At 45.7% G+C, this 13,082-nt stretch carries 8 protein-coding genes; 6 read left to right on the forward strand and 2 right to left on the reverse strand.

The features are described 5' to 3' along the window. The first annotated feature begins 68 nt into the window (after nucleotides 1-68). Nucleotides 69-1,553, forward strand: coding sequence for an extracellular solute-binding protein (locus H8Z82_RS00510; protein ID WP_186993926.1), 1,485 nt, complete (start codon nucleotides 69-71; stop codon nucleotides 1,551-1,553). 14 nt (nucleotides 1,554-1,567) lie between these two features. Beyond that, nucleotides 1,568-5,458, forward strand: coding sequence for an ATP-binding protein (locus tag H8Z82_RS00515; protein ID WP_186993927.1), 3,891 nt, complete (start codon nucleotides 1,568-1,570; stop codon nucleotides 5,456-5,458). Nucleotides 5,459-5,565: 107 nt separating this feature from the next. Here H8Z82_RS00515 and H8Z82_RS00520 read toward each other — a convergent pair whose 3' ends face one another. Continuing rightward, nucleotides 5,566-7,149, reverse strand: a complete 1,584-nt coding sequence (locus tag H8Z82_RS00520; protein ID WP_186993928.1) for a glucose-6-phosphate isomerase — start codon at nucleotides 7,147-7,149, stop codon at nucleotides 5,566-5,568. A 291-nt stretch (nucleotides 7,150-7,440) separates the two neighbouring features. Between H8Z82_RS00520 and H8Z82_RS00525 the strand changes: the two genes are divergently transcribed. Further along, complete coding sequence (locus H8Z82_RS00525; protein ID WP_186993929.1) at nucleotides 7,441-7,947, forward strand: NUDIX hydrolase; 507 nt, start codon at nucleotides 7,441-7,443, stop codon at nucleotides 7,945-7,947. Between the two features lie 94 nt (nucleotides 7,948-8,041). Here H8Z82_RS00525 and thrH read toward each other — a convergent pair whose 3' ends face one another. After that, entirely contained in the window at nucleotides 8,042-8,644 is a 603-nt protein-coding gene (gene thrH / locus H8Z82_RS00530) for a bifunctional phosphoserine phosphatase/homoserine phosphotransferase ThrH (protein ID WP_019163186.1), read from the reverse strand. Nucleotides 8,645-8,974: 330 nt separating this feature from the next. On the opposite strand from thrH, the gene H8Z82_RS00535 reads away from it, so the two are divergent. The 3 genes from H8Z82_RS00535 to H8Z82_RS00545 are packed head-to-tail and all read left to right on the forward strand — an operon-like array spanning nucleotide 8,975 to nucleotide 13,064. Next, nucleotides 8,975-9,430, forward strand: a complete 456-nt coding sequence (locus H8Z82_RS00535; protein ID WP_186994036.1) for a MarR family winged helix-turn-helix transcriptional regulator — start codon at nucleotides 8,975-8,977, stop codon at nucleotides 9,428-9,430. Between the two features lie 24 nt (nucleotides 9,431-9,454). Further along, nucleotides 9,455-11,188, forward strand: coding sequence for an ABC transporter ATP-binding protein (locus tag H8Z82_RS00540; RefSeq protein WP_019163183.1), 1,734 nt, complete (start codon nucleotides 9,455-9,457; stop codon nucleotides 11,186-11,188). Continuing rightward, complete coding sequence (locus tag H8Z82_RS00545) at nucleotides 11,181-13,064, forward strand: ABC transporter ATP-binding protein (RefSeq protein WP_019163182.1); 1,884 nt, start codon at nucleotides 11,181-11,183, stop codon at nucleotides 13,062-13,064. The genes H8Z82_RS00540 and H8Z82_RS00545 overlap by 8 nt, the downstream gene beginning before the upstream one ends. The last annotated feature ends 18 nt before the right edge of the window (nucleotides 13,065-13,082 follow it).

Consider the following 13,082-nt stretch of genomic DNA (forward strand, 5'->3'; position numbering starts at 1 on the left):
TGACAGAAAAGGATACAATAACAACAGGAAAAAATGCAATAGGATAATATAATAGGAGAACATACAAGATGAAAAAGAAACTTCTGGTCAGTATGCTGGCCGCAGCCATAGCAGCCTCTGCGCTGACGGGCTGTGGGATTACTGACAGCAATCATACAGAAAAGAGTTCTGCAAAAACAGTAAAGCTGGATCCTGAGGATCCTGTTTTCCTGACAGTATGGCATTATTACAATGGCCTGCAGCAGACAGCTTTTGATAATCTGGTAGATGAGTTTAATAATACGGTAGGCAAGGATGAAGGAATTTCAGTAAAAAGCTACAGCCAGGGATCCGTGCCTGATCTGGAGAAAGCAATCACAGATGCAGCAGATGGACTGGTAGGTGCGGATAAGATGCCTGACATCTTTTCTTCCTATGCAGATGTGGCTTATACCATTGAGAAAAAATCCGGCCTGGCAGATCTGTCCCGGTACTTCACAGAGGAGGAACTGTCGGAATATGTGGATTCCTATATCCAGGAGGGATATTTTGAGGGAGATAAAGCCCTGTATCTCTTTCCTGTAGCCAAATCAACAGAGATCATGATGATCAATAAGACAGACTGGGAACCCTTTGCCAGTGCTACAGGGGTTACGTTGGATCAGCTTTCTACCCTGGAGGGGGTAAGAGAGGTGGCTGAGAAATATTATGACTGGACAGATGCCATGACTCCGGATGTGGCTGATGACGGCAAGGCTTTCTATGGCAGAGATTCTATGGCAAATTATTTTATCATTGGGATGAAGCAGCTGGGAAAAAATCTGTTCCAGGTGAAGGACGGCAAGGTTACTGTGGATACAGACAAGGAGAGCATCCGCCGGCTGTGGGACGATTATTATGTACCCTATGTTATGGGATATTTCGCAGCTTTTGGTAAATTCCGTTCCGATGATGTAAAGACAGGAGATATCCTGGCTTACACAGGTTCTACGGCATCTGCCATGTACTTTCCGGATAAGGTAGAGGATGATGAGGAAAGCTATACGATTGATTATATTGTCCGGAATGCACCGCTCCTTAAGGATGGAAAAAACTACAAGGTACAGCAGGGCGCGGGTATGGCTGTGTCCAAATCTGACGAGAAACATGAATATGCATCCAGTATATTCCTGAAATGGTTTACTCAGAAGGAGCAGAATCTGAGATTTGTGTGTGAATCGGCTTATCTGCCTGTGCGGAAGGATGCAAATACCATCAAGGCCCTGGATCAAGTGGTTAAAGAGAATTCCATTGACATCAGCCAGAAGGCTTATGACTGTCTGAAGGATACTATGGACAGCTTTGACAAGACGGAATTTTATACTTCGGAATGTTTTGAAAACAGCTATGATGCCCGTCAGATCCTGGAGCATAATCTGTCTGATAAAGCTACAGCAGATAAAATAGCCATCGATGAAAAAGTGGCTTCCGGCATTTCCAGGAAGGAGGCAGCTGCTGAGTATCTCACAGATCAGGCCTTTGACCAGTGGTATGAGGAATTTTGCAAAGCATTAAGTGCAAGTGTTGAAAAATGAAAAAGGAGATTAAGATGAAAAAGATCCAAAAGCAGAAAAAGCCTTTGCTGAGAATCTTTTTGATTCCTCTTTGTGGAATTGTATTGCTTCAGGGAATCTTATTGTTTACCATGCTTGTGTGCAGTGGGGCAAAATCAAAGATGGAGAAAAATATACTGGAGGCAGATTCCAATATTCTCCGGAACAGACAGCTGATGCTTCAGAATGCAATGGCAGACCAGTGGTCCTCTGTGCGGGAGGAACGCCAGGATCTGACCAACGTTCTGGGTGATTTTCTGGAAGAGCAGGAGCAAGATATTGTAGAATTCAGGGAGAGTAAAAGCCTTCAGGAGACCTATCTGCAGCGAATTTTCCCCCATATGATCAGAGTGGCGCAGAGAAATACAGCCTCCGGATTATTTCTGGTTCTGACCAATGGGGATCCGGTGGAAGAAGCCTCAGATTATAACGGATTCTTTATAAGGGATTCTGATCCTCAGAGAAAAACTGCTACCAATACAGACTTGCTGTTGGAGAGGGGGAACAAGAATCTGGCCCGCAAGGCATCCATTTCCCTGGATTATGCCTGGTCTACCCGATTTAGCCTGGCAGGAGAGGGAAAGCGGGCAGCAGATGAGTTCTTTTACCAGCCCTATAAAGCGGCTATCGCCCATCCTTATACAGATATGGTGAATCTGGGATACTGGTCAGAGCCTTTTATCCTGGAAGAGAATCCCATGGACAACCATAAGATGATAACCTATTCTCTGCCCCTGGTTTATGGAGATGAGGTATATGGAATCCTGGGAGTTGAGGTATCTCTCAATCTGCTGGAAGAATATATGGATGTGAGGGAGCTGGATGAGAATCTGGATGCAGGATATATACTGGCCTATAAACAAGGAGAGGAAGAGTATATCTGCGTGACCGGACAGGGAAGCCTGCATGAAGCAGTGCACAGACAGGGAGGAACCTTTACACTTTTACCGCAAAAGGAAACAGATCTGTATGTGGTAAAGGATGTGCTCAGAGGAAAGCAGAAGATCTACGCGCTGACCAGTCCCATGAGTCTGTACAGCAATAATGTCCCCTATGACAATACAGAATGGGAGCTGTGCGCCCTGGTGACAGAGAAGTCCATATTCGGAATGGGAGAAGGGCTGTACAGAGGTATTTTAAATGTTCTGTTTGTCTGTGCTGCCATTGGGATTTGTGTGGTTATCTTTGTGGTAAAGCGCGTAATGAGACCGATTCATTCTCTTATGAACAGTGTGAGAAACGGGGCAGAGGGAATCCGGAGCTTTCCACCCTCTAAGATTCTAGAGATAGATGAACTTCATGATGTTTTGGAGAGTGCCACAGAGGCTCAGAAAAAGACAGAGGATCAGCTGAGAGAGGAAAAGGAACGTTACCGGATTGCTGTGGAGAGCTCGGAGGATATCTTTTTTACCTACAGGATCCGGGAGAATAAGCTTGAAATTATAAACAGCGAAAGAAGGGATGGCGTCTGGAGCCGCAGCCAGCAACCGGAAATCCTTACAGGCATTTATGTTCATCCTTTGGACCTGAGAAGGATCACAGACCGCTTTGCGTATGCTGTGGATACCATAGATGAAGATTTCAGGCTGAAACAGAATGAAGAAGGGGATTACCAGTGGTTTAACCTGTCGGCAAAGGTGGTCTCTGATGAAACAGATGTCAGAGCTATGATCACAGGATATCTGCACAATATCAATCAGCAGAAGGAACAGGAGCTGGAGGAGATCCGCAGGAAAAAAATGGACCCGGTCACTTCTTTTTATAATATGAAAGAAGGGATGCAGGTAATTCAGAATATGCGCAGCACCCAGCAGGCGGGCACCCTTTTTGCACTTCATATATATCCTTTCCGACAGATCAATAAGCAGTATGGACTGATCGTTGGAGACCTGCTTCTGAAACAGCTGGCAGAGATTCTGCGAAAGACCTGTGAAGCCATGAAAGATCAGCCGGTTCTGGTGCGTGTAAGCGCAGGGACAGTAGGGGGCTGGATGCCGCAGCTGGATGAGAAGACTACCCAGACTATGATCCGTCAGGTGGAGCAGGAATTCAGTCAGTTGATCCACAGGGATGTTTTGAAACCTGTGTTGATCAGTGAAACGGTACAGGCCGACAGAGTGACTGATACTGAAAAACTGGCAGAGCAGATGGAAAACAGGCTGAAGCAGAACAAAGTCCTCTCAGATGACTGGGACTTTGGTAAAATTATTTCTGTAGCTTACACGGAGCAGATGAGCCTGATATCTATTACCCTAAATCTTTTTGACAGAGGAGCAGATTATAGTGTTCCACTGGATCTGTTTGCAGCAGAGATGGACTCCAAATATTCGCTGAAGAATCTGGTGATCACTGCCTATGACAGGGAAAATATGGTAAATACACTGGAGTATCAATGGCGGAAGAAACCGGAGGCTGACCATATAGAGTCCGGTGAGTATTCTGAAGAAAGCCGGAAATCTGAAAAAATGGCCCGGTGTACAGAGGTGGATTTCAGAAGATTTATGAAGGCGCGTGCAGGCAGGGATATCTGGCCTGTAAGCAATGAGATTACAGAGAATCCAATGTTTGCTTCCTTCCTTGCCCCGGGTAAGGGAATAGGGGTAGATATGACGGACAATGGACAGTATTCCGGAACCCTCTTTTTCATGGGAGAAAATGAGGAAATCCTGAAATCGGATAATAATTATAAGGAAATCCGTGAGATTGTAACGATTATCCAGAACAGGATCAATCAGGAGAAGCACGATCTGTCTGCACAGGCAAAATCAGACTTCCTGGCCCGGATGTCTCATGAGATCCGTACACCGATGAATGGGATTATGGGTATGACAGCCATTGCCCTTAAGGAGAATCAGACAGAGGAGAGAAGAGTGGAATGTCTGGAAAAGATCAGAAACTCTTCCCAGTATCTGCTGGCTCTGGTAAATGATATTCTGGATATGTCTAAGATTGAAAGCGGTAAAATGCAGCTTCAGCCGTCCAAAGTGAATCTGAAAAAGAAGCTTCTGGGTATTCATGATCTGGTTGAATCCAGGTTCAGGGAAAAACAGCAGGAATATACAGAGCACATTGTCCTGAAGAATTCCTGGTTCCTGGCAGATGAGCTTCGTCTCTGCCAGGTGCTGGTCAATCTGTTGGGAAATGCTTCCAAGTATACGCCTGAGGGCGGAAATATCTGCTTTGAGGCAGTAGAGACCTGCATAGACGACCATACTTCAGAGATTTATTTTGCAGTGAAGGATAATGGAATCGGTGTAAGGAAAGAGGATCAGCAGAGGATTTTCCAGAACTTCGAGCAGGCAAGACAAAAGGACAGTGCTTACCGTCAGGGAACCGGTCTGGGACTGGCGATCAGCAACCGCCTTATTCATATGATGGGCAGCAATATTATGCTGGAGAGTGAACCGGGACAGGGAAGTATTTTCAGCTTCACACTAAGGCTGTCTCTGACAGAGCCGCCGAAAGAGCAGAAGCCGGAGGAATCTGAAAATATTGCTGTAGAGCTGAAGGGCAAGAGGATCCTGACTGTGGAGGACAATGAGCTGAATATGGAGATCATTTCTGCAGTATTGGAGGATTATGGAATTCTTGTAGATCCTGCAGAAAACGGAAAGATCGCGCTGGATAAGATGGCAGTTTCGCCGGTGGGTTATTATGACATGATCCTGATGGATATTATGATGCCTGTGATGGACGGACTGGAGGCCACCAGAGAGATCCGTAAGCTGAACAGACCGGATGCGCGGACCATACCTATCGTAGCTATGACAGCCAATGCCTTTGAGGAGGAACAGAAGAAATCCATAGCCAGTGGAATGAATGAACATCTGACCAAGCCGCTGAGTATGGAGAAGCTTGAAGAAACCCTCAGGAAATATTTAAGCTAAAGGTCAGGAGTCAGAAAAAAACCTGACTGAGAAAATAAACAAGCCACATTCAACAGAAAAAGAAGTTGAATGTGGCTTGTTTTTTGCTATGGTCTGATCAGGATTTCTCAGATATCAAGCAGATCACTGTAAACTTTCAGTGCTCCGTCAGTGTCGTGTGCAAGTACACGTTTTGCAAGGACTTTACCAAGCTGTACACCCTCCTGGTCGAAGCTGTTCAGATTCCAGAGGAAGCCCTGGAACATGATCTTGTTCTCAAAGTGTGCCAGAAGTGCACCAAGGGCTGCAGGTGTAAGCTCCTCACCGATGATAATACTGGAAGGACGTCCGCCCTTGAAGTCTTTGTTCAGGTTTTCATCTTTTTTGCCACATGCAAATGCTACGATCTGTGCAGCAACGTTTGCGCAGAGCTTCTGCTGGCTGGTGCTGTTTTCGATATCAACATCTACACCAAGCTGGCTCTTCTTAAAGCCGATGAACTGCAGAGGAACGATGTCAGTTCCCTGATGTAATAACTGATAGAAGGAATGCTGTCCGTTGGTACCTGGTTCACCGAAGATCACAGGTCCTGTTACATAGTCTACAGGCTCACCGAAACGGTTAACGGATTTACCGTTGGATTCCATGTCGCACTGCTGTAAGTGTGCAGGGAAACGGCTCAGTGCCTGAGAATATGGGAGAACTGCTGTAGCAGGATATCCCTGTACATTTCTCTCATAAACACCGATCAGTGCATCCAGCATATCCGGGTTCTCAAGAATGTTCTTATTTGTAGCAAGAGTGTCCTCAGCTGCAGCTCCCTCAAGGATCTGTGCAAATACTTCAGGACCAAATGCCAGGGAAAGGATTGCTCCGCCTACACCGGAAACAGAAGAGTAACGTCCGCCGATATAGTCATCCATAAAGATGGCTGTCAGATAATCTTCGCTCTTTGCCAGAGGAGAGGTTTCACTTGTTACAGCAAGCATGTGTTTGGATGGGTTTAATCCTGCTTTCACCAGAGCATTCTTTACGAAAGCTTCGTTTGTCAGTGTTTCCAGGGTTGTACCGGATTTGGATACAACGATGAAGAGAGAATGAGCAAGATCTACAGAAGCAAGAACTGCAGCTGCATCATCAGGGTCTACGTTGCTGATGAATTTCGCTTCCATTTTAAATGTGTTGTTTGCTTTTGCCCAGTTCTCAAGAGCAATATATAATGCGCGTGGACCTAAGTCACTTCCGCCGATACCAATCTGAACTACAGATGTGAATTTCTCGCCATTCTCATTGGTGATCTCACCTGCATGAACCTTGTTTGCGAAGTCTGCAGCTTTCTTCTGCTGTGCAACGTAGAATTCACGTTTGTCAACGCCGTCTACCACTACAGCATCACCCTGCTGTTTACGTGCAAGGTGGTGAAGTACCATACGTTTCTCACCGGTGTTGATCACTGCACCGTTGTATAACTCCTGGAATTTCTCAATAAGTTCAGCCTCGTCTGCCAGCTTTGCAAGTGCATCCAGAACAGTCTCATCAATCTGCTTTGCAGCATAGTTGTAAGCTAAACCGGCTGCCATTGGTGTGCTGTATTTCTTTACACGTTCAGCACCTTTCTCGCCTGCCATGGCATCTGCGATATCTACATGACCTTTCAGTTCGGCAAGTTTGCTGTAAGAAGCAAGAGTGTCGAGATTTTTCCATGTTGCCATAATAATATTCCTCCTTTAGAATAGATGCGATTTCAGGTACATTTATCCGGAAGCGGACTTAATGCTGTTGAAGTCTGGATCAGAAAGATGTAACAGAATAACCGCTTTAGTGCAATTATACTTAAAAATGGGGGAGATTTCAACGTATAGAGACTTATTTTGTGGAGAAAAACCTGTTTTTCAGATAAGAATACCATAAACAGGACAGTAACTATTTGCAATAAGACCGGCAAGATGATATTATGTATAAAGCTACAGTCAGACAGCAATTTTACAGGGAGATAATTAAAAATGGAATTCTGGGATATTTATGATGAAAATAAGAAACCAACAGGACGCACAATGAAAAGAAATGACTGGTGCCTGAAGGATGGAGAGTATCACTTAACTGTACTGGGCGTCATCGGCAGACTGGATGGTACATTTCTGATTACCAAGCGTGTGATGACCAAGGCATGGGCACCTGGCTGGTGGGAAGTATCCGGAGGTGCAGCCCAGGCTGGTGAGGAATCTTATGAAGCAGTTCTTCGTGAAGTAAAAGAGGAAACAGGACTGGATGCCCGGAATGCAGAAGGCGGATATCTGTTTACTTATAAGCGTGAGAATCCGGGTGAGGGAGATAACTACTTTGTGGATGTGTATCGCTTCATTATGGACATTGACGAGAATGACCTGCATCTGCAGACAGAAGAGACAGACGGATATATGTTTGCCACTGTTGATGAGATCAAAGCCTTTGCAGCAGAGGGAAAATTCCTTCATTATGATAGTATAAAGAAGGCCTTTGAACTGTCATAATATGGCATAACAGAATAATAACAGTAATGGAATCACAAAATAAAAAACCATCATACAGGAACAGCCTGACCTGTATGGTGGTTTTTTTATAAGACTATTTCATAGCGTTTCTGATTGCTGCCAGCAGCTCATCATATTCCTCGTATGCCGGAATCTCCGGATAATCGGCTTTGATCTTGTCTGTGCTGCGGAACAGGAATCCTGCCTTGCTTGCCTGGATCATACCCAGGTCATTGTAGGAATCGCCGCTTGCAATGGTATCGAATCCAATAGACTGCAGTGCCTTTACAGTAGTTAACTTGGACTGTTCCACTCTCATCTTAAAGCCTGTGATCTCACCGTTGTCTGCAACTTCAAGTGTATTGCAGAACAGAGTGGGTCTTCCCAACTTCTCCATGAGGGGCGCTGCGAACTGTGTGAAAGTATCGCTGATCAGGATTACCTGAGAGAAAGAACGAAGCTCATCCAGAAATTTCTTTGCACCCGGAAGGGGATCGATCTTTGCGATAACCTCCTGAATCTCTTTCAGTCCAAGACCATGCTCCTTCAGAATTCCAAGTCTCCAGTTCATCAGCTTATCATAATCCGGCTCATCGCGGGTAGTTTTCTTCAGCTCCGGAATGCCGCTGGCCTCTGCAAATGCGATCCAGATCTCAGGCACCAGAACGCCCTCTACATCAAGACAAGTGATATACATGATAGAATCCTCCTTTGTGAAAAACATCTTTATTTGTAAATATTCTTTACCGCTTTATTTGACGAAAATATCTTAACATATTCTGGAAGGCCTTGCAAGTTACTGTTATTTATGGACAGATATATCAGGCTAATATTACTGAGAATGGAGTCAAGCGGATATTCGCAACCTCCGCAGGGGACTTACCTGATTCGGCTAAAAAATATGTATTGACAATAAAAAAGCAATTCCCTATAATGGTTAGGAAACTAACAGATAGCATCCTAACCATATGACAGAATCCGGGAGGTGAACATAATAGACGAGGAAACCAGGCAGAAACTGAACAATATGCACGTAGGCCGTCTGATCCGTATTTTATCCCATTCCATGAGACGTCACAATCCGGCGGAAATGATAGAGAATGATGATCTGACACTTATGCAGAAACATGTGCTGAAATTTATCCTTCTGGAAACCATACACAGAGATATTTATCAGAAAGATATCGAAGAGGAATTTCAGATCAGAAAACCCACAGTAACAGGAATCCTGCAGCTAATGGAGAAAAACGGATACATTTACAGAGAATGTGCGAAGCAGGATGCCCGTCTGAAACGGATCCTTCCCACAGAAAAGGCAGAGTCCCTGCGCCAGCCCATCCTTCACAGCATTGAAGAGGATGAAGCAGCAATGATCCAGGGCATCCCAAAAGAGGATGTGGAGCTGTGCAAACAGGTTCTGTGGCAGATGTGCGAAAACAGAAAGAAAATGTGCAACAAAAAAGACAGTAATTACAAAAAATAAAATACAAGGAGGACATCAACAAAGATGAACAAAAAACTTTTACGTTCCGTCCGGGAATACAAAAAGCAGTCCATTCTGGCACCGCTTCTGGTAATCCTGGAGGTTCTGATGGAAGTTCTGATTCCCCTGGAGATGGCCAAGATCATTGACATCGGCATCGCCCAGGGAAATCTGAGCTACATCTTACAGAGAGGAATCATCCTGGTTGTGATGGCAATGCTTTCGCTGTTTTTCGGCGTACAGGCAGGAAATATGGCAGCTTATGCAGCAGCAGGCTATGCCAAAAACCTGAGACATGATATTTTCTACAAGGTACAGGATTTTTCCTTCAAAAATATCGACCATTTTTCCACCTCAGGACTGGTCACACGAATGACCACAGACATTACCAATGTGCAGCAGGCATATATGATGAGTATCCGATTGCTGGCCAGGGCACCGTTTATGATCATTCTGTCATGGATCATGACACTGACCATCAGCAAACCGGCATCAATCCTTTTCCTCATTGCCATACCATTTCTGGGAGGCACCCTGCTTTTTATTGCAAAAGCAGCCCACCCTCATTTCATCAAGGTATTTGACGAGTACGATGTGCTGAACAATTCCGTACAGGAAAATGTAAACGCCTCCCGTGTGGTAAAGGCTTTCGTCCGTGAGGACTATGAGATCGAGAAATTTCATGGGATTTCCAGATATGTCTATGATCTTTTCACCAAAGCAGAGAAAATTGTGGCATGGAACTCCCCGGTTATGCAGTTTACCATGTATACGGTAGTACTGATCCTGGTAGCCATCGGTGGCAGATCCATCGTAGGCGGCACTATGGAAGTAGGAGAGCTTACCAGTGTAATCGTCTATGCCCTGCAGATCATCGGCTCCCTGATGATGGTAACTTTCGTATTTGTTATGATCATGATCGCTGAGGCATCCACAGACCGAATCGTAGGAGTGCTGGATGAGGTTCCGGAAATGCAGGATCAGGCTGATGCAGTGAAAACTGTGGCAGACGGCTCCATAGACTTTGAACATGTGGACTTCAGCTACGGAGGAGAAGGTGGCAACCTTTCCCTAAAGGATATTAACCTTCATATTAAATCCGGCCAGACCGTAGGAATCATCGGTGGTACCGGAAGCGCCAAGTCTACCCTGGTGCAGATGATCCCCAGACTCTATGATGTTACAGGGGGAAGTGTAAAGGTAGGAGGCGTTGATGTGCGCAAGTACAATCTGGAAGCGCTCCGTGACCAGGTATCCATGGTTCTCCAGAAGAACGTGCTTTTCTCAGGCAGCATTTATGAAAATATCCGCTGGGGTGATGAACATGCCAGTGACCAGGAGGTTCAGAGAGTCTGCCGCCTGGCACAGGCAGACGGATTCGTCAATGAATTTCCGGATGGCTACAACACTATGATCGTCCAGGGCGGAAACAACGTATCCGGCGGACAGAAGCAGCGTCTGTGTATTGCCAGAGCCCTGCTGAAGAAGCCAAAGATCCTGATCCTGGATGATTCCACCAGTGCGGTAGATACCAGGACAGATGCCCTGATCCGTAAGGCCTTCCGCGAGGAAATCCCGGATACCACCAAGCTGATCATTGCACAGCGAGTTTCTTCTATTGAAGATGCAGATCAGATCATTGTACTGGATGACGGTAAGATCGCAGGAGTAGGAACCTCCGAAGAATTACTGAAAACAAATGAGATTTACAGAGAAGTATATGAATCACAGGTCAAAGGAGGCGGAGAAGATGAATAAGAAGAAAAAAGTAGACCAGAACACCATCAAAACTGCCAAAAGACTTCTGAAATATATAACCGAAACCTATAAGCTGCGGCTGATACTGGTATTTGTCTGCATCTTTCTCAGTGCAGTAGCCAGCATTTCCGTATCCCTGTCCCTGAAATATCTGCTGGATGATTATATTATCCCGCTGATCGGACAGACAGACCCCAATTATGCAGAGCTGTACAAGGCTATGGCAGTTCTGGGCTGCATCTTCGCAGTAGGTGTAATCGCAACCTTTATTTACAGCAGAATGATGGTATTCATCGGACAGGGCGTACTCAAGCGTATCCGTGACGATATGTTTGAACACATGCAGACTCTGCCTATCCGTTACTTCGACCAGAATACCAATGGCTCCATCATGAGTCTCTACACCAATGATACGGATACGCTGAGACAGATGATCAGCCAGGCAATCCCCCAGGGACTGATGGCACTGTTTACTATTATCGTAACCTTTATTTCCATGCTGATGCTCAGCCCCCTGCTGACCATTCTGGCTGTGGCTGTTATCTTTATTATGCTGGCAGTCACCGGTAAGATCGGGGCAAACAGTGGTAAATATTTCATCAAACAGCAGGTATCTCTGGCAGATGTGACCGGATTTGTGGAAGAGCGCATGAATGGCCAGAAAGTAGTTAAAGTCTTCAACCATGAAGCAAAATCCGAACAGGAATTTGACCGTCTGAACGAAGCTCTCTTTGAAAGCTCAGCCAGTGCCAACAAATATGCCAACATGATGGGTCCTGTCATCGGAAATATCGGTAACCTGCAGTTCGTGCTCACAGCAGTTCTGGGAGGACTTCTCTCTGTAGCAGGAGTAGGCGGCATCACTCTGGGTGTTATGGCTTCCTATCTGCAGTTCACAAAGAGCTTTACCCAGCCCTTCATGCAGGTGGCACAGCAGTTCAATGCCATTGTCATGGCGCTGGCAGGTGCAGAGCGAATCTTCAACCTGATCGATGAGAAACCGGAAGAAGATGAAGGTTATGTAGAGCTTGTTAATGCGAAAAAAGATGCTCAGGGCAATATTACAGAATGCAAAGAAAGAACCGGCATGTGGGCATGGAAACATCCCCATTCCGCTGACGGCTCTGTAACCTATACAGAACTTACCGGAGATGTCCGCTTCGAGGATGTAACCTTTGGCTATAACCCGGATAAAGTAATCCTTCAGGATATCAGTCTCTTTGCAAAGCCTGGCCAGAAGCTTGCCTTCGTAGGCTCCACAGGTGCAGGAAAAACAACCATCACCAACCTGATCAACCGTTTCTACGATATTCAGGAGGGTAAGATCCGCTATGACGGAATCAATATTACCAAGATCAAGAAAGATGACCTGAGACATTCACTGGGAATCGTACTTCAGGATACCCACCTGTTCACAGGAACCATCCGGGAAAATATCCGCTACGGAAAACTGGATGCCACAGATGAGGAAGTATATGAGGCAGCAAGACTGGCTCACGCAGACCAGTTCATCAAAATGCTTCCCAAGGGCTATGATACCATGTTAAGCGGAGACGGCGAAGAACTGTCCCAGGGACAGAGACAGCTTCTGTCCATTGCCAGAGCAGCAGTAGCCAACCCGCCGGTACTGATCCTGGATGAAGCAACCTCCAGTATCGATACCCGTACAGAGAGCATCGTACAGAAGGGAATGGATAACTTGATGAAGGGCAGAACTGTATTTGTCATTGCCCACAGACTTTCCACCATCCGCAACAGCAATGCCATCATTGTACTGGATCACGGCAAGATCATAGAGCGCGGCGACCACGAAGACCTGATCCGCCAGCACGGCACCTACTATCAATTATATACAGGTAAGCTGGAGCTGTCATAAAGCATCGGCAAAATTACA

The sequence above is a fragment of the Blautia difficilis genome, from assembly GCF_014297245.1.
GTDB classification, from domain to species: Bacteria; Bacillota; Clostridia; order Lachnospirales; family Lachnospiraceae; genus Blautia_A; species Blautia_A difficilis.